Below are 17,536 nucleotides of genomic sequence, written 5' to 3'. Positions count from 1 at the left end.
CGCGGCCGGCCGGCGGTCACTGATCCTCCCCGCCCCCGCTTGCCGAGGACCCTCCTGCGCCGGTGTCCGTGCCGCCGGAGGAGGTGTCGCCGCCCGTACTGCCGCCGGTGTCCATCCCGCCGATGATCTCGCCGGTCGCGCCGCCGGAGGTCGTGCCCCCGTCGTCGCTGCCGCCGGTCGTCGTGTCGCCCGTGGTGCCGCCGTCGGAGGTGGTGCCTCCGTCGGTGGTGCCGCCGGTCGTCGTGTCGCCGGTGGCGCCGCCGTCCGTCTGGCCCGGGGTCTCGCCGCCGGTCTGGCCCTCGCTGTCCTGGCCGCCCGTGGTCGTGTCCCCGGTGGCGCCGCCGTTGTCCTGGCCGCCGGTGCCGGGGTCGCCCTTGGTCGGGTCGGTCGTCGGGTACTGGGGCACCTCCGCGCCCTCCTGGAGTTCCAGGTCGAAGTCGGTGACCGGCTTGCCCTTCAGGGCCTCCTCGGTGAACTGGGCCCAGATCGCGGTGGGCGGGCCGCTGCCGTTCATGCGCTCTGCGCCCAGCGCGCCGTACAGGGGCTTCTGTTCGGCCGTGTCGGGGTCCTGGCCCATGACGGCGACGACGGTGGCGAGTTCGGGGGTGTACCCGGCGAACCAGGCGGCCTTGTCGTTCTCCGCCGTGCCGGTCTTGCCCGCCGCCGGACGGCCCGCGGCCTGGGCGGGCGTGCCGGTGCCGTTCTCGACGACGCTCTGCAGGACCGAGGTGGTGGTGTCGGCGGCCTCGCGGCTGATGACCTGGGTGGTCTTGCGCTTCGGCAGCTCGATGACGTCGGCGCCGTCCTTGGTGACCCGCTCGATCATGGTGTACGTGCCGTGCTTGCCGTGGTTGGCGAGGGTCGCGTAGGCCTCCGCCATGTCCAGGACGCTGGCGGTGGCGGTGCCGAGCGCGACCGACGGGACGCCCTGGAGTTCGGGGGTGTCGGCGGGCAGGCCGAGCTCGATCGCGGTGTCCTTCACCTTTTCCGGGCCCACGTCCACGGCCATCTGCGCGTACACCGAGTTGACGGACTTGTCGGTGGCCGTACGCACGCTGATGTCGCCGTAGGAGATCTGGTCCTCGTTCTCGGGGGCGTAGCCGCCGCCCGACCAGCCCTGCACAGGGCGCTTGTTGGTGCCGTCGTAGATCGTGTTCGGGGTGATCGGGCGGCCGTCCTGCGTGATCGAGTCGTTCTCCACGGCCGAGGTGAGCACGAACGGCTTGAAGGTGGAGCCGACCTGGTAGTCCCGGCGGGTGGCGTTCGGGGTGTACTGCTTCACGTAGTCGATGCCGTTGTACATCGCCACGACCTTGCCGGTCTTCGGGTCGACGGAGGCGCCGCCCGCGCGGACGTAGGTGTCGACCTTGTTGTTCTTCTTGTCCAGCTTGGACATCAGCTGGTCGTTGACGGCGTCGACGAAGGCGTCCTGCTTGTCCTTCTGCAGCGTGGTGGTGATGCGGTAGCCGCCGGCCTCCAGATCCGCCTCGGTGGCGATCTTGTTCTTGATCAGGTAGTCCTTCACGATCCGCACGATGTACCCGCGCTGCCCGGAGAGGTTGGTGGAGACCGTGGCCTCCTTGGGCATCGGGAACTTCATGCCCGCCCGGTCCTTCTCGGACAGCCAGCCCTTGGTCACCATGCCGTCCAGGACGTAGTTCCAGCGGGCCACGGCCGCGCCCTTGTTCTCCGGGTGGGCGACGACGTCGTACTCGCTGGGCGCGTTGACCAGTGCGGCCAGATAGGCGGCGCGGGCCGGGTCGAGGTCCGCCGCGTCGATGCCGTAGTAGGCCTGCGCGGCGGCCTGGATGCCGTAGGCGTTGCGGCCGAAGAAGCTGGTGTTGAGGTAGCCCTCGAGGATCTCGTCCTTGCTCTTCTCGCGGTCCAGCTTGATCGAGATGAAGAACTCCTTCACCTTGCGGGTGACGGTCTGCTCCTGGCGCAGGTAGTAGTTCTTCACGTACTGCTGGGTGATCGTGGAGCCGGACTGCTTGCCCTTGCCGGTGGCCGTGTTCCACGCGGCGCGGAGCATCGCCTTGGGGTCGACCGCGGACTCGGTGTAGAAGTCACGGTCCTCGGCGGCCAGGATCGCGTGCCGGCCGTCCTTGGAGATCTGCCCGATGGTGACGTTCTCCCGGTTGACCTGGCCGTCGCGGGCGATCACTGAGCCGTCCGCGTACAGATAGACGTTGGCCTGCTTGGTGGCGAGGGCGTTGGCCGGCGGGATCTTGACCATGGAGTAGCCGAGGAAGAACAACCCGAACAGCAGCAGCGCGCCGATGACGAAGGTGCCGAGCACCGTCCGCCAGGTCGGGATGATCCGCCGCCAGCCCGTCCGTCTCGGCCGCCCCGATCGCTGGGTCGGCTGCTGTGGCGGCTGCTGCTCGTCGCTCATGTCGTGCACGGACTCCTGTTTCGCGTCGTACGTTCCCGTACGCCTCGTACGCCTACTGCGCCCCCATTGAAGACTCTCGCACCGGTCGTTCCGTTCCCGGAAACCGGCGGGCGTCAGCCGAAAGTGAGCAGACTCTCCCGCCGGCGTCCCCGGAAAACCCGCCCGAAATCCGCTGGCAGCTCTACTCGTCCGCGCACTAGGCTCCTGCGCTTCGGTGCCGGGCGCGGGCGAGGAGGGCCGTGGATGTGGGATCGGGGCGGTTGTACTTAGCCGTCGCGGTGGGCGGGTTCAGACGATACGCGACATATCGGGCGGCTACGGCGGCCGGGGTGTTCACCAACACCGTCTTCGGCGTGATCCTCGTCTACACGTATCTGGCGCTGTGGGACGAGAAGCCGCACCTCGGGGGCTACGACCAGGCGCAGGCGGTCACTTATGTGTGGCTGGGGCAGTGCCTCTACGCCACGCTGGCCATCCAGGGCGGCGGTGCGGAAAAGGACCTGATGGGGCGTATCCGCACCGGGGAGATCGCCGTCGACCTGTACCGGCCGGCCGATCTCCAACTGTGGTGGCTGGCGGGCGACATGGGGCGGGCACTGTTCCAGCTGCTGGGGCGGGGCGTGATCCCGTTCGGGTTCGGCGCGCTGTTCTTCCCGATGGCGCTGCCCACGGAGCCTGCCGCCTGGCCGGCCTGTCTGGTCGCCCTCCTGCTCGCGATGATCGTCAGCTTCGCGATCCGCTATCTGGCGGCGCTGAGCGTGTTCTGGCTGCTGGACGGCATGGGCGTCAACCAGGTCCTGATGATCACCGGCATCTTCTTCTCGGGCATGGTGCTGCCCCTGAACGCCTTCCCCGGCGTCTTCGGCGACATCGTGCGGGTGCTGCCCTGGGCGGCCCAGATCCAGATGCCGGCCGACGTGCTGATGGGGGAGACCGATCCGCTCGCGGCGTTCGCCTTCCAGGCGGCGTGGGCGGTGGTGCTGCTGGCGGCGGGGCGGCTGCTGCAGTCGGCGGCGACACGGCGGGTGGTGGTGCAGGGTGGCTGAGCGGAGCGCTGTGCTCGAGGGGCTGCGGGCCTACCGGCTGATCGCCGGGATGTGGGTGCGGTCCAGCATGACCTACCGCACCTCCTTCGTGGTCACGGTGTTGGGCAACCTGCTGGTGACCGGCCTGGACTTCGTGGCGATCCTGCTGATGTTCTCGCAGGTCGACTCCCTCGGCGGCTGGTCGCTGCCCGAAGTCGCCTTCCTGTACGGGCTGTCGGCGACGGCGTTCGGGATCGCCGACCTGGTGCTCGGCTCGATGGACGTCCTGGGCGCCCGGATGCGCGACGGCTCGTTCGACACGCTGCTGGTGCGTCCCGCGCCGGTGCTCGCCCAGGTCGGCGCGGACCACTTCGCGCTGCGCCGCCTGGGCCGGATCACCCAGGGCGCGGTCGTCCTCGGGTACGCGCTGGTCGCGGTCGACGTCGACTGGAGCGTGCCGAAGGTGCTGCTCGTGCCGGTGATGGTGGTCAGCGGCGCGGCGATCTTCTCGGCGGTGTTCGTGGCGGGCGCGGCCTTCCAGATCTTCGCGCAGGACGCCGCCGAGGTGCAGAACGCCTTCACGTACGGCGGGACCACGCTGCTGCAGTATCCGCCGACCGTGTTCGGCAAGGACCTGGTGCGCGGGGTGACCTTCATGCTGCCGCTCGCCTTCGTCAACTGGGTGCCCGCCGCCTACGTGTTGGGACGGCCGTACCCGATCGGCCTGCCCGAGTGGACGGCCTTCGCCTCGCCGCTGGTGGCGGGGGTGTGCTGTGCGCTGGCCGGTCTGGCGTGGCGGGGCGGGCTGCGGTCGTATCGGAGTACGGGGAGTTAGGGGCAGGCGATGGCGGACAGGGACGAGGCGTTCATCGAACTCGACGGCGTCGAGAAGGTCTTCGACGTACGCAAGAAGACGGGCTTTCTGAAGCGGGAGCGGCGCCAGGTGCGGGCCGTCGACTCGATCTCCTTCACCGTGGCGCGCGGCGAGATGGTCGGCTACATCGGCCCGAACGGCGCGGGCAAGTCGACCACGATCAAGATGCTGACGGGGATCCTGACACCGAGCGGCGGACGGCTCCGCGTGGCGGGCATCGACCCCTCCCGCGAGCGCAAACGCCTGGCGCACCGCATCGGGGTGGTGTTCGGGCAGCGTACGACGCTGTGGTGGGACCTGCCGCTGATCGACTCGTACAAGCTGATGCACCGCATGTACCGCATCCCGGACGGGCGTTACCGAGAGAACCTCGACCGCCTGGTGGAACTCCTGGACCTGGGCGCACTGTTGGACGTCCCCGTGCGCCAGCTCTCCCTCGGCCAGCGGATGCGCGGCGACATCGCGGCGGCGCTGCTGCACGATCCCGAGGTGCTGTACCTGGACGAGCCGACGATCGGGCTCGACGTCATCTCCAAGGCGAAGGTGCGGGAGTTCCTGCGGGAGGTGAACGCCGAGCGCGGCACGACGGTCCTGCTGACCACGCACGACCTGCAGGACATCGAGCAGTTGTGCTCACGGGTGATGGTCATCGACCACGGGCGGTTGATGTACGACGGTCCGCTCGCCGGGCTGCACGAGGTGGGGGAGAGCGAGCGCATCCTCGTGGTGGACCTGGAGCGCGAGCTGCCGCCGATCGAGGCGGCGCCCGCGCGCGTGGTGAAGGTGGAGGGACCGCGGCAGTGGCTGGCGTTCCCGGCGGCCGAGTCGGCGGCGGTGCTGGTGGCGCGGATCGCGGCGGAGTATCCGCTGGTGGATCTGTCGGTGCGGGAGCCGGACATCGAGGCCGTGATCGCGAAGATGTACGCCGAGCAGGCGGAAAGAGCGGTCTCGTAGCACCGGGCCGGGGTTGCTCGTAGGCTGCTGTACATGACCGACGATGCCCCGGAGCTGCGCGCTTCCGACGCCGATCGTGAACGAGTCGCCGAGGTCCTGCAGGACGCCCTCGCGGAGGGGCGGCTGGACATGGAGGAGTTCGAGGAACGGCTCGACGCGACGTACAAGGCTCGTACGTACGGTGAGCTGGCGCCGATCACCCGGGATCTGCCGGTCGGGACGGTGGCCGCCCCGAAGGTCGACATGCTGAAGAAGCCCGGGTCCCTGAAGGGGAGTTGGGCCGACCGGATCGTCGGCGGCGAGGGGTCGTCGACGTGGGGTGTCGCCGTCATGGCGGGGTTCCAGCGCAAGGGGCGGTGGACCGCGCCGAGGCGGTTCAACTGCTTCGCCTTCTGGGGCGGCGGGGAGATCGATCTGCGGGAGGCGAACTTCGCGGACCGGGAGATCGAGATCAACTGCGTCGCGATCATGGGCGGGGTGCAAGTGATCGTGCCGCCCGGGGTCGAGGTCGTGGTGCGGGGGATCGGGATCATGGGGGGCTTCGACCAGCGTGAGGACGGGGTGCCGGGGGATCCCGGGGCGCCTCGGGTGATCGTGACCGGGTTCGCCTTCTGGGGCGGGGTCGGGGTCGAGCGGAAGATGACGCGGGCCCAGCGGCAGGAGCTCCGGGAGGAGCGGCGGCGGGAGAAGCTGGAGCGGAGGGCTGAGCGGCGGGAGCTGGACTGAGCCGCCGTTGGCCGTCCGCCCCAGCGGCACGACTGCCCGCAGGCCGAGCCCGTCACAGCTCCGCCGGAGCCGCGCCCTTCAGGTCCTCCAGGTTGAAGGACCGGGCCATCTGTTCGTAGCCCTTGTCGCTCGGGTGGAGGTGGTCGCCCGAGTCGTAGTCGGGGCGGAACTTGCGGGGGTTGTACGGGTCGCGGACGGCCTTGTCGAAGTCGGCGACCGCGTCGAAGACCTCGCCCGCGCGGATCTCGGCGTTGATCTGCTGGCGTACGCCCTCGCGGGCGTCGGTGTAGCCGCGGTGGCCCTGGAACGGCATCAGGGTCGCGCCGACGACCTTCAGGCCGCGGGCGTGGGCCTGGCGGACCAGGGTGCGCAGGCCGTCGAGGATGCGGTTCGGGTCGGCCAGGTTCGGGTTGCGCAGGATGTCGTTGACGCCGAGGTCGATGACGACGACCTTGACGTTCGTGCGGGAGAGCACGTCGCGGTGGAAGCGGCCGACGCCCGCCTGGTTGTCCGCGGGGCGCCCGGAGCCGCTGGCGAGGATCTGGTTGCCGCTGATCCCCTGGTTGACGACGCTGTAGCGCGGCACGTCCTCGCCGGCCGCGACCGCCTCGCGCAGTCGGCGCGACAGGAAGTCCGTCCAGCGGCGGTTGGCGTTCTCGGTGGACGTGATGCCGTCGGTCAGCGAGTCGCCGAAGACCACGACGGTGCCGTCGGACTCGTTGCTGAGCACGTCCAGCGCGGTCAGGTACCGCCAGGACTCGACCTGCCCGGTGTACGCCACGCCGGTCGCGTCCTCGGTGAGGTCGCCCTCGGCCACGTAGCTGGTCTGGCGTGAGTGGGGGTGGTAGGTCACCGGGCCGGACGGCGTGGGGGAGTAGGTGGTGACCAGGACGTCGGCCTCCGCCTGGATCGCCAGGCGCACGGCGTCGCTCAGCACCTGCTGCCCCGGCGGGATGACGACCGTGGGGTTGCCGCCGAAGGTCAGCCGCCGCATGGTGTCCGCGACGGCGGCCGCGGTGCCGGTTCCGGCGGCCACGGCGATCGACGCGTGCGTGATCGTCAGCGGCGACTGGCCGTACAGGTTGGACAGCGTGACCCGGGCACTCGTACCGCCGACACTGGTGTGCACGACGTTGCGCACCGAGCGGCCCGCCAGGCCCCCGACCTCGGTGCCGGGCTCGGCACCGACGGGGGAGGCGGACCAGGCGCCGACCCAGATGCCGGTGGAGGCCGGGGCGGCGGGGCCGCGCTGGGGGCCTTCCCGGTCGAGGGTGCTCTGCGCGGTGGTCGTTCCGTCGTCGGAGGCGACTCCGACGTAGATTGCGGCCGAAACCGCCACGATCAGGGCGATGATCCCAGATAGCAGGGCATAACCGTTTCGCCTGGTCATGCGGTGCGTGTCTCCTCGGGCGGATGGGAGCCCGAGGCTCCGATGTGATCACCTCATGATGCGTCATAAGGCGGAGGGGAGTTGCACAGACCCCCCGTTGGGCCGCCGAAGTTCATCCGGAGTTCGCAGTTCGGAGTTCACCGTCGACCTCCCCCACCGGACAGACGCCGGGAACTCCTGGTTCGTTCCAGGAGTCGGTCAGGTAGGGACAATGTGTGCGGGGGATCCTGGACGGGTGGAGCGGATGGAACGTACGAATCCGGATGAAACGGGTGCGAGTGTCGTAGATCAGCATGCCCGGCCCGACGCCGCCGATAACCGGGGCGTCCCCGCGTCGGCCGTACGTGCGATGACGACGTTCAGCGCCGCCGACGAGGAGAAGCAGCGCGGCGTACGGCGGATGAAGATCACCGCGACCGGGCTGCTGCTGTTCGTGGCGCTGGTGTACGTCCTCGCCAAGGTGGCGTCGAACCAGGGCGCCGGCGCGTGGGCGAACTATGTGGCCGCGGCCGCCGAGGCCGGCATGGTCGGCGCGCTCGCCGACTGGTTCGCGGTCACGGCCCTGTTCCGCCATCCGCTGGGCATCCCCATCCCGCACACCGCGATCATCCCGAACAAGAAGGACCAGCTGGGCGTCTCCCTGGGCGAGTTCGTCGGCGAGAACTTCCTCTCCGAGGACGTCGTACGGCAGCGGCTGCGCTCCGTCGGCATCGGCAGCAGGCTCGGCGCCTGGCTGGCGGAACCGGAGCACGCCGACCGGGTGACCGCCGAACTGGCGACGGCGCTCAGGGGCGCCCTGACGGTGCTGCGCGACTCCGACGTCCAGGCCGTGGTCGGCGAGGCGATCACCCGGCGGGCCGACGCCCGCGAGATCGCGCCCGGCATAGGCAAGATGCTGGAGGGGATCGTCGCCGACGGCGGCCACAAGCGGGCCGTCGACCTGATCGTGACCAAGGCGCACGACTGGCTGATCCTGCACGACGACGAGATCATGGGCGCGGTCCAGGGCGGCGCGCCCGGCTGGACGCCGAAGTTCGTCGACCGGAAGGTCGGCGAGCGGGTCTACAAGGAGCTGGTCCGCTTCTGCGCCGAGATGCGCGACATGCCCTCCCACCCGGCCCGTGGCGCCCTCGACCGGTTCCTCATCGACTTCGCCTCCGACCTGCAGTCCGACACCGACACACGCGCGCGCGTGGAGCGGCTCAAGGGCGAGGTGCTGGCCCGGGGCGAGGTTCAGGACCTGATCGCGTCCGCCTGGACCGCCGTCCGCGCCATGATCGTGTCGGCGGCCGAGGACGAGCGCAGCGAGCTGCGGCTGCGCGTGCGGTCCTCCCTGCTGTCCCTGGGTGCCCGCATGGCCGCCGAGACCGCGATGCAGAACAAGGTGGACCGCTGGGTCGAGGACGCGGCGGTGCACGTCGTGACGACGTACCGCAAGGAGATCACCTTGCTGATCACCGACACCGTGGCGAGCTGGGACCCCTCGCACACGACGCGGAAGATCGAGGCGCACATCGGGCGCGACCTGCAGTTCATCCGGATCAACGGCACGGTGGTCGGCTCGCTGGCCGGGCTGCTGATCTACACCGTGTCGCGGGCGCTCGGGGCGTAGGCGGCCCACGGGGCGGACCGGTCCCGGCGCCCCTCGTGGCGGGCGCCGGGACCGGAGATCATTCCCCTTCGCGCGGCCCTACCGGGACTCGCCCCGGACCCGGCCGCGGCGGCGCAGCAGGAGCAGGCCGCCCGCGAGGGCGGTGACGCCGGTCGCGGCGGTCCAGCCGAGGATCTCGCTGGAGCCGGTGGCGGCGAGGTCGCCCGTGGCGGGGGAGGCGGACGCGGAGGGGGAAGAGGGGGTCGCCGGCTGCGGCCGGGCATCCGACCCCGACGCCGACCCCGCCCCCGAACCGGCCGCCGTGGATGCCGCCCCCGACGCCGCCGGACCGGGCGAGCCGCCCGTGCCCGTCCCCGTGGCCTTGTCCCGCGTGAACGCCAGCGTGCCGAAGCCCAGCTGGTCGTAGCCGCCGCTGTTCGGGCCGTAGTCCCCGCCGCCGCCCTCCGGCGCGGACTTCGCGGCGATCCGGGTGAGGTACGACGCCGGCAGGCCCCGGCGCTTGGTGTAGTGGTTGGCGATCATCGCCCAGATCGGGCGGGTCATCGCCGGGTCCACGGGCGCCGCCTCGGTCACGGTCTCCGACCCCGACCAGCCGTTGATCGCGCCCTTCTTCCGGGTGTTCGCGGTGAACGGCACGTCGCCGCCCATGGCCCACTTGGCGACGTACTGGGCGCCCTTGAGGAAGCGGCTGTCGTCGTAGCCGTACAGGTCGACGCCCTGGTTCCAGGCCATCTCGCAGAACGTGCCCATCAGACCGACGCCGAGCAGGGCGTGCCCCTGGTCGCGGCCGGCCTCCAGCCACTCGGCGAGCCCGTCCTCGTGCACGACGGGGATGGCGTTCCTGATGGAGCCCAGCCCCTCGCCGTGCTTGAAGTACTCCACGGCACGGGCGACCTGGTCCCTGTCGTCGCAGAAGATGCCGGTCGCCAGGACACAGCACATCGCGGCGAGGTCCCAGTTGGTCCAGTAGTTGGAGACGACGGCGCCGTTGTGCCTGACCAGGAAGTCGTCGCTGACCGACGCGAAGACCTTGGTCAGCATCTCCTGGAACCGGCCGAGCTCGAAGTCCGGGTGGTCGCGGACGAGCTCGGCGGCGTTGGCGATCTGGTAGCCCTGCAGGCCGGCGCAGAGGAACCGGTCGGCGTTGCCGCCGATCGTGGTCAGCTTGGCCGACCAGGCGTTGAGGATCGCCACGGCGGTGTCGAGATGCGCGTCCTCACCGCTGACGTGTCCGCGCAGGGCGTTCTGGTAGGCGGCGTGCACGTCCCGGAAGAGGATCCCGTAGTTCTGGCCGTCGCCTCCCCGGATGACGGTCGTCTGCGGGTTGGCCGTCCAACCGCTCTGCGCGTGCCGGTTGGCGGTCAGCTTGGCGAACCCGGCCGTGTAGGGAGCGGCGCCGGCCTTCACCTTGGCGGCCATACGGTCCAGGTCGGCGCGGGTGTGCAGAAGGCCGGGGTGCGCGTGGGCGCCGGCCGCCAAGGCAGGGGCGGCGGGCAGCACGGCCGTACCGATTCCGACGGCTCCGGCTGCCACGCCCGCGGCCTTGAGCATGCTCCGGCGGCTGATCTGTCGTGTCACGTCGTCAATTCCTCGCGTGCCTGCGGCTGGGGACGGTGAGGAGACGGGGGAACACTGCCGGGGATAACAAAAACCTCAGGATGCCGGTCAGTCGATCAGGAGCCGTGCCCATGACCATCCGCAGGATCGTCCCCAACGTCCATGTCGAGTCGGCGGAGGGGATGGGGACGAACAGGGACTTCTACGGCCTGCTCGGCTTCGAGGAGGTGATGGGCATGGGCTGGGTGACGACCATGGCGTCCCCCGTCAACCCCACCGCCCAGATCAGCTTCTTCACCGAGGAACGCACCGCGCCCGTCGTCCCCGACCTGAGTGTGGAGGTCGAGGACGTCGACGCCGTGTACGCGCGGGTGGTGGCATCGGGCGCGGAGGTCGTACGGGAGCTTCGGGACGAGGAGTGGGGCGTACGGCGGTTCTTCGTACGGGACCCGAACGGGCGGGTGGTGAATGTCCTGACCCACCGCCCGGCGTAGCTCACCCCCGCCGGTCCGCCACCGCCCAGGACGCCAGGGCCACCGCCCCCGCCACCCCGAACACGGCGGGCCAGGCGCCCACCTTCTTGGCCAGCGGATGCGACCCGGCGAAGGCGGCGACATACGCGGCGGTCAGCGCCCCGGCGGCCCCGCCGCCCGCCTGCTGCCGCCACTGCTTGGCGGCCGCGGCCCCCGCGACGGCCAGTACGGCCCCGCCGAGCTGCCGCTTCTTCGTCCAGCGGGCCACACAGTAGCCACCGACGAGGCCGCCTGCCGCGACGGCCGCGCTGGGGATCTTCGCCATGTCTGCCTCCAAGCTCCACGCAGGTCGGCCGACCATTCTCACAGCACGTCCGCGAGGCGGTACACCTGGTCCGGATCGAGGCCGTAGCAGTAGAGCATGACCTCGTCGGCGCCCAGATCGGCGAACGCGGTGAGCGCGGCGCGGATCTCGGCCGGGGTGGTGAGCATGCCGGCCACCATGCGGTCGGGCATGCCGGTGAAGGCGTAGTACGCGTGCATGCGGGCCCGCGCGTCGTCGAGCACGTGCCGCGGACCCAGCGCGACGTTCACCTGGGCCACCAGACGGGGCTCGCCGTCGCGGCCGTACTCCTTCCAGAAGCCGCGGACGGTGTCGAAGAGGCCTCCCGCCCAGGAGGGCGCCGCCGCCGCGAGGAAGCCGTCACCCCAGCGGGCGACGCGTTCGAGCGCGGCGGGCTTGAAGCCGCCGAAGAGGATCTCCGGGCCGCCGAGTCGGGCGGGCACGGGGCCGATGGGACCGACGCGGACGCAGTCGCCGTCGCCGTCATCGCCGCCGTCGCCGTCGTCATAGGGCTCGCCTTGCCACAGGCGGCACATCGTCGCCATCTGCTCGTCCAGGCGGCGGCCCCGGGTGCGCAGGTCGGTGCCCGTGGCCCGGTGGTCGTCGTCGCGGCCGCCGATGCCCAGACCGAGGGTGAGGCGGCCACCGGTCATCCGGTCCAGGGTGGCGGCCTGCTTGGCCAGCAGGGCGGTGTCACGCAGCGGGGCGAGCAGCACCTCGGTCTGGACGCGGATGCGGGTGGTGGCGCCCGCGAGGACGGACAGGGCGACCAGCGGCTCGGGGTTGTCGTACACGAGCCGGTCGAGCAGGCCGAGCGCGCTGAAGGGACCGGCGTCGGCGCGCCGGGCCCAGGTGAGCAGGGCGGCCGGATCGCCGATGGGCAGGCCGAGGCCCACGTTCGTGGGGACGTTCATGGAGGGGACCTCCGAAATGAGGGGTCGACAAGGACAGTTGCCGCCCCTCCGGCACCTCTGCGAGGTGGGACGCTCCCGCTCTGCGGCGTGTTTCCGGGGGAACGTCTCTTCGAAGTCGGCTCACTGTAGGACGAGCCGACTTCGCGGGACAAACCATTTCCCACGACGGCCGACGGCCCTCGGGGTCGGGGGCGTTGAAGGGGTTCGTCAGTTGCGGGAAGCGATGATCAGCAGCAGGACCACGATGGCCAGGGCGATCAGGCATCCGGTGCCGCCGCCGGAGGAGCCCTTGCGGAACTCGACCATCCCGCCGGGGGCGATGCGCGGATGGCGTCGGGCGTAGTGGTTCTCGATCGACTGCTCGCCCTGGGACTCGCTCGCCCAGGCGGTGCGGTGCCCGCACTCGCCGCAGCGGAATCGGTAGCTGTCGGCCATGTCGGAGTCTCCTTCTGTGGTCAGTGGGTTGGCTCAGTGGGTGTTGTGCTCAGTGATGGGTGGAGTGGTACGCCGGTCCGTCGAACCCGGCGCCGTACGTCAGCCCTCGTCCCGCTCGGCAGCCGTCAGCCGCTCCGCGAGGGCATGGAGGACACCGAGGTTCGGGATCCCGGACGCGACGGTTCCCCACACCTGCCAGCGGTCGGCGGAGCGGACGGCGACGGAGCCGTTGAGGACCTCGATCCGCTGGACCCGCGCCCACCGCAGGGACGTCCCCCGGGAGCCGATCTCGTCCCGGGTGATCCACACGGGGCCGAAGTCGAGCCGCGCCCCCTCGGCCAGCGCGGCCAGGGCCCGCGGCAGCTGGGCGGCGGTGACGGCCCGGCGGATCTCGGCTCCCCACACCTCGGCTCGGGCGAAGTCGCCGCAGCGCAGCACGATCCGCTCATCGTCGACATCGACGAGCTCAAGGGCGCGGACGATGCCCTGCGGGGACAGCACCCGGCGTCGGCGCACCACCGTCGTGTCGTAGCGGACGACACGGATCCGCCCGGCGCCGGCGGCCGTCAGCCCGTGTTCGTACAGGTCCAGCCGTGCGCGACCCGTGCCCGTCCCCGATCGTCCGCCGGCCCGCAGCAGACGACGTACGCCTGCCACGGCGGCCCGCCACACCCCGGTTTCGGCGACAGGGGCCGGATACGTGGCACGCCGCCTGCCCAGCCGTGCCCGGCCCGCGGCTTCGGAGACCTTCGCCAACAGCAACTCGTCGGCGCGGCCCTCCCGGTGACTACCGTCGCTCACGCCGCACCCGCCCGACCGGGCCCGCGACCGTGGACGCGTTCGCGACCGGGTACCTGTTCGCGACCACGCACCTGTTCGCGACCACGCACCTGTTGGCGACCACGTACCTGTTCGCGACCGCGGACGCGTTCGCGACCTTTGATCTGCTCGCGGTCGCCACCCGCGTCCTCGCCGCGAAGGACCGACCACCGTGCCCGGCGCAGCAGTTCGCCCGGAGCCACGCCCAGGTCGTCGTCGAGCCGCCTGGCGGTGCGCTCGAACACGGCCAGTGCCTCGGCCCGCCGCCCGCAGCGGTGCAGTGCGTGCATCAGCAGTGCGGCGACCGGTTCGTTCAGGGGCTGCTCCAGGGCGAGGGCGGACAGGTCCGTGGCCGCCTCGGCGATCCGGCCCAGCCGCAGCTGCCACTGCGCCTTCCGCTGCGCCAGGGCGACCCGCCGCTCCACCAGCCGCAGCCGCTCCAACTCGGCCAAGGGACCGGGCAGTCCGGCCAGCGGCTCACCACGGAACAGCTTCAGCGCCCGCGCGCACAGCCGTACCGCCTCGGCCGGATCCCCGGCCCGCTCGGCGGCACCGGCCGCGGTGACGAGTTCCTCCATGTACGTGACGTCGACCTCGACCACGCCGGGCACCAGCCGATAGCCGTACCGGTCCCGCCCGATCACCGACTCCGGGCACTCCCCGAGCGGCAGGCACTTGCGCAGCCGGTAGACATAGACCGGTACGACGTTCGCGCCGGGTGACTCCATCCCCCATACACCGTCCAGCAGTTCCTGCCGGCTGACCGACCGCTCCCGGCTCAGCGCCAGTGCCGCCAGCACCGCCTGCTGCCGGACCGGTCCGACGTCCATGGGGCGCCCGTCGAGCCGGGCCCGCAACGGGCCGAGCAGGGAGACCCGGAGCCGTGCGCCGGGCGCGGGGCCGGTCGGCCCGTGGACGGTGGTCACCAAGGACGCGGCCTGCCTGCGCGGCCCCTGTCCCGGCACGACCAGACCGCAGTCGAAGGCGTGCACGATGGCCGCCGCGCGGTCACGCAGCCCCAACTTCGCCAGGATGCACTCCAGTTGCCCGGCCACCTCCCGCTCGGGCAGCGCGAGGGCCTCGGCGATCTCGGCGTCCTCCATACCGCAGCCGAGCGCGGCGAGCACCTCGCGTTCCTGAGGGGTGAGGGCGGCGGCACCCGTGAGTCCCTGGCCGTCTTGGCCGTCTGTGCCGTCTTGGCGGTCCCGGCGTCGTTGGGGTGCTGTGGTCGTCGGCATGATGTTCCCCGTTCTCCGGACCGGTCGCGCAGGTCGTCCCGGTCGATCACCTCGATGGCTTCGAAGCTGGCCGACGTGGAGGAAACGTGGACAGGGCATTGAACCGGTCATATGTGACCGGTGACCCGGCTAAAGTCCCTCACCTGCGGAAAGACCACAACTGAAGGGGAAGGGCCGTGACTTGTGGCCAGTGAGTTCGGCACGGTCCTGCGGCGGTTACGCGTCCGGCAGGGGCTGACACAGGACGAGCTGGAGCGGCGTTCCGACGTCAGCGTGAGCACCATCCGCGGCCTGGAGACCGGCAAGCGGTCCAACCCGCGCATGACGACCGTCCAGTCGCTGGCCGACGCGCTCGGCCTGGGGCCGGAGGACCGCGAGGAGTTGATACGCGCCGCTGTTCCCGGCCCGCAGGAACCAGCCCGGGAACAGCCGGAGCCCATCCCGGAACAGCCGGAGCCAATCCAGGAACAACCGGAGCCCATCCAGGAACAACCGGAGCCCATCCCGGAACAACCGGAGCCCATCCCGGAAAAGCCGGAGCCCACCCCGGGAAAGCCGCCGTCGCCCACCCACGACCCCCTCGCGGACGCGACCGAACAACTCGCGAAGGCGGTGGCCGCCCGCTGGCGGCGCGAGGAGGAGCAACGGCAGATCCAGGACCCGTACCCCCTGCCCGTCCGCTGGAAGGTGGCGGACGAGGGACTCATCGACCACTGGACCAACATCCGCCGCCTCCCGCCGGGAGCCGCGAACGACCCCCTGGACCTGAGCGGGCGGCTGGAGCAGATCGCGGAGAAGTACCGGGACATCCCCTCCCGACGGCTGGTGGTGCTCGGCCGCTCGGGCTCCGGCAAGACGATCCTGACCCTGCGCTTCGTCCTCGACCACGTGAGGACGCGCACTCCCGACGAGCCCGTCCCGGTCATCTTCAGCATCGGCGCCTGGGACCCCACCGCCATTACCCTGCGCGACTGGCTGACCGAACAGCTGATGCGCGACCACCCCGGTACGGCCGCCCGGGCCCCCGGCAGCGCGAACCTGGCCTCCGCACTGGTCGACTCCGGCCGTGTCCTCCCGGTACTGGACGGCTTCGACGAGATCGCCGACCGCCTGCGCCGCCCCGCGCTGGAGGCCCTCAACGCCACCACCCTGCCCCTGGTGCTCACCAGCCGCCCCGGCCAGTACGCCGCCGCGGTCAAGGAGACCGACGTACTGACCGCAGCGGCCGCGCTCGAACTCACCGACCTCACCCTCGACGACCTGGCCGCGTACCTGCCCCGCACCACCCGCAAGCCCGCCCGCGCGAACCCCACCCAGGGCGCGTGGGACCCCGTACTGGCCGAACTGGCCGAGCAGAGTGCACAGGGCGAACTGGCCGAACTGGCCGAGCAGAGTGCACAGGGCGAGCTGAGGGAACCGGGTAACTCGGCGGAGCGGGAGCGGGAGCAGCCGGCGGCCGACCCCGCGTCCCCGCTCGCCACGGTCCTCACGACCCCCCTGATGGTGTCGCTCGCCCGCACCATCTACAGCGACACCCCCGACCGCGACCCGTCCGACCTCCTCGACACCCGACGCTTCGGCACCCCCGAGGAGCTGGAGGACCACCTCCTCGACAACTTCATCCCCACCGTCTACCGTCACCGCCCCCGCAACGGTCCCCGCGACCGCGACCCGGACCGCGCCCGCCACTGGCTCGGCTACCTCGCCGTTCATCTGACCCGGCACAGGACACCCGACCTCGCGTGGTGGCGACTGGGCAACGGACCGAGCCGCACGGCACGCGCGTTCGTCACCGCCCTCGTGACGGGACTCGCCATCGGCCTCATCGACGGCGCGGCGAGTGTCGCCTTCCACGGCCGGCTCGCCGGCTCCCTCGTGGACGGGCTCCTCGTCGGGCTCCTCGCCGGGCTCATGTTCGGGCTCGTGCACTGGCTGACGTACACGGCCAAGGGCAAGGACATCACCCCGTCCGCGGTACGTCTGCGGATCCGGGGCAGGCCGGAGAGCACCGCATGGACGGCCGGCCCCCGCCTGGTGATCGGCACCTTCGGCGGGGCGATGTTCGGGTTCGCGTACGGGTTCCTGGTCGGCTTGGTCAAGTCGTACGCCTGGACGGACGACACCACGGCCATGCTGCGCATCGGGTTCGTCGACGGGCTCGTCTACGGCCTGGTCTTCAGCGCCGGTGCCGGCCTGACCTTCTGCCTCCTCGGCCTCCTCGAAACCCCCCTCGACCTCGGCTCCGCGGTCAACCCACGCACCCTCCTGACAACCAACCGCCGTACCGTGACCACCCAACTGCTCGTCTGGGCGCCCACTTTCGGGGTCGTGGTAGGTGTCGGCAGCGGAGTGGCGGTCGACCTGCTGCAGGGACCGCTGGGCCCCCTCACCTGGCCCTCCGGCGCCAGCCTGCTGCTCGGCGTCATCAGCGGCCTGGGCGGCGCCCTCGGCTACGCCCTCACGCTGACCGCCTGGGGCCAGTGGCTGGTCCTCGCCCGGATCTGGCTGCCGTTGACGGGACGCCTGCCCTGGGCCGTCGTCACCTTCCTGGAGGACGCCTACCAGCGCGGGGTACTGCGCCAGGCCGGCGCGGTCTACCAGTTCCGCCACGCCCGACTGCAGCACCATCTCGCCCGGCACCACGGGAGCCGCCGAGTCCCGCGGCAGGAGCGCCCCTCCGGCTTTCACGACGATTTCATCGCTCCTCCCTAGCGTCCCGAACCACAGCAACAGACCAGAGCGTGCCTGCACGTCATCGGTGTCACAGGCGCCATGAGCGTC

Annotated in this window: 15 protein-coding genes; 7 read left to right on the top strand and 8 right to left on the bottom strand. The window is 71.2% G+C overall.

Going from position 1 to position 17,536, the window contains the following annotated elements; genetic code table 11:
- Nucleotides 1-16: 16 nt before the first annotated feature.
- Nucleotides 17-2,395, bottom strand: a complete 2,379-nt coding sequence (locus tag ACIBAG_RS21955) for a transglycosylase domain-containing protein (protein WP_399107189.1) — start codon at nucleotides 2,393-2,395, stop codon at nucleotides 17-19.
- Between the two features lie 245 nt (nucleotides 2,396-2,640).
- Between ACIBAG_RS21955 and ACIBAG_RS21950 the strand changes: the two genes are divergently transcribed.
- The 4 genes from ACIBAG_RS21950 to ACIBAG_RS21935 are packed head-to-tail and all read left to right on the top strand — an operon-like array spanning nucleotide 2,641 to nucleotide 5,974.
- Nucleotides 2,641-3,441, top strand: coding sequence for an ABC transporter permease (locus ACIBAG_RS21950; protein WP_399107366.1), 801 nt, complete (start codon nucleotides 2,641-2,643; stop codon nucleotides 3,439-3,441).
- Complete coding sequence (locus ACIBAG_RS21945; RefSeq protein WP_399107188.1) at nucleotides 3,434-4,255, top strand: ABC transporter permease; 822 nt, start codon at nucleotides 3,434-3,436, stop codon at nucleotides 4,253-4,255. The genes ACIBAG_RS21950 and ACIBAG_RS21945 overlap by 8 nt, the downstream gene beginning before the upstream one ends.
- 9 nt (nucleotides 4,256-4,264) lie before the next feature.
- Nucleotides 4,265-5,248, top strand: a complete 984-nt coding sequence (locus ACIBAG_RS21940) for an ATP-binding cassette domain-containing protein (protein ID WP_399107187.1) — start codon at nucleotides 4,265-4,267, stop codon at nucleotides 5,246-5,248.
- 33 nt (nucleotides 5,249-5,281) lie between these two features.
- The gene (locus ACIBAG_RS21935) at nucleotides 5,282-5,974 is read left to right on the top strand and encodes a DUF1707 domain-containing protein (protein ID WP_399107186.1); all 693 of its coding nucleotides are present in this window, start codon (nucleotides 5,282-5,284) and stop codon (nucleotides 5,972-5,974) included.
- A 52-nt stretch (nucleotides 5,975-6,026) separates the two neighbouring features.
- Here ACIBAG_RS21935 and ACIBAG_RS21930 read toward each other — a convergent pair whose 3' ends face one another.
- The gene (locus ACIBAG_RS21930) at nucleotides 6,027-7,364 is read right to left on the bottom strand and encodes an SGNH/GDSL hydrolase family protein (protein WP_399107185.1); all 1,338 of its coding nucleotides are present in this window, start codon (nucleotides 7,362-7,364) and stop codon (nucleotides 6,027-6,029) included.
- 211 nt (nucleotides 7,365-7,575) lie between these two features.
- Between ACIBAG_RS21930 and ACIBAG_RS21925 the strand changes: the two genes are divergently transcribed.
- Nucleotides 7,576-8,976, top strand: coding sequence for a DUF445 domain-containing protein (locus ACIBAG_RS21925; protein WP_399107184.1), 1,401 nt, complete (start codon nucleotides 7,576-7,578; stop codon nucleotides 8,974-8,976).
- 78 nt (nucleotides 8,977-9,054) lie between these two features.
- Here ACIBAG_RS21925 and ACIBAG_RS21920 read toward each other — a convergent pair whose 3' ends face one another.
- The gene (locus tag ACIBAG_RS21920) at nucleotides 9,055-10,527 is read right to left on the bottom strand and encodes an alginate lyase family protein (protein ID WP_399107365.1); all 1,473 of its coding nucleotides are present in this window, start codon (nucleotides 10,525-10,527) and stop codon (nucleotides 9,055-9,057) included.
- A 137-nt stretch (nucleotides 10,528-10,664) separates the two neighbouring features.
- On the opposite strand from ACIBAG_RS21920, the gene ACIBAG_RS21915 reads away from it, so the two are divergent.
- A complete protein-coding gene (locus tag ACIBAG_RS21915; protein WP_399107183.1) occupies nucleotides 10,665-11,027 on the top strand; it encodes a VOC family protein in 363 nt (120 codons plus the stop codon).
- Between the two features lies 1 nt (nucleotide 11,028).
- Here the strand turns inward: ACIBAG_RS21915 and ACIBAG_RS21910 are convergent, their stop codons facing one another.
- The 5 genes from ACIBAG_RS21910 to ACIBAG_RS21890 all read right to left on the bottom strand — a co-directional run bounded on the left by ACIBAG_RS21910 (nucleotide 11,029) and on the right by ACIBAG_RS21890 (nucleotide 14,755).
- Complete coding sequence (locus tag ACIBAG_RS21910; RefSeq protein ID WP_399107182.1) at nucleotides 11,029-11,331, bottom strand: hypothetical protein; 303 nt, start codon at nucleotides 11,329-11,331, stop codon at nucleotides 11,029-11,031.
- A 38-nt stretch (nucleotides 11,332-11,369) separates the two neighbouring features.
- Entirely contained in the window at nucleotides 11,370-12,263 is an 894-nt protein-coding gene (locus tag ACIBAG_RS21905) for an LLM class flavin-dependent oxidoreductase (protein ID WP_399107181.1), read from the bottom strand.
- 207 nt (nucleotides 12,264-12,470) lie between these two features.
- Nucleotides 12,471-12,698 (bottom strand): hypothetical protein, encoded by a 228-nt coding sequence (locus ACIBAG_RS21900; protein WP_031478395.1) that lies wholly within the window; start codon nucleotides 12,696-12,698, stop codon nucleotides 12,471-12,473.
- A gap of 99 nt (nucleotides 12,699-12,797) precedes the next feature.
- A complete protein-coding gene (locus ACIBAG_RS21895) occupies nucleotides 12,798-13,499 on the bottom strand; it encodes a DUF6585 family protein (RefSeq protein WP_399107180.1) in 702 nt (233 codons plus the stop codon).
- Nucleotides 13,496-14,755: a BTAD domain-containing putative transcriptional regulator gene (locus tag ACIBAG_RS21890; protein WP_399107179.1), complete on the bottom strand. Its 1,260-nt coding sequence runs from the start codon at nucleotides 14,753-14,755 to the stop codon at nucleotides 13,496-13,498. The genes ACIBAG_RS21895 and ACIBAG_RS21890 overlap by 4 nt, the downstream gene beginning before the upstream one ends.
- Before the next feature lie 183 nt (nucleotides 14,756-14,938).
- Here ACIBAG_RS21890 and ACIBAG_RS21885 point away from each other — a divergent pair, with 183 nt between their 5' ends.
- A complete protein-coding gene (locus ACIBAG_RS21885; RefSeq protein ID WP_399107178.1) occupies nucleotides 14,939-17,467 on the top strand; it encodes a helix-turn-helix domain-containing protein in 2,529 nt (842 codons plus the stop codon).
- The last annotated feature ends 69 nt before the right edge of the window (nucleotides 17,468-17,536 follow it).

Source organism: Streptomyces sp. NPDC051243, assembly GCF_044455405.1.
Lineage (GTDB): Bacteria > Actinomycetota > Actinomycetes > Streptomycetales > Streptomycetaceae > Streptomyces.
Note: the sequence above shows the minus strand (reverse complement) of the source record. Positions and strands in the feature narration are given on the sequence as shown.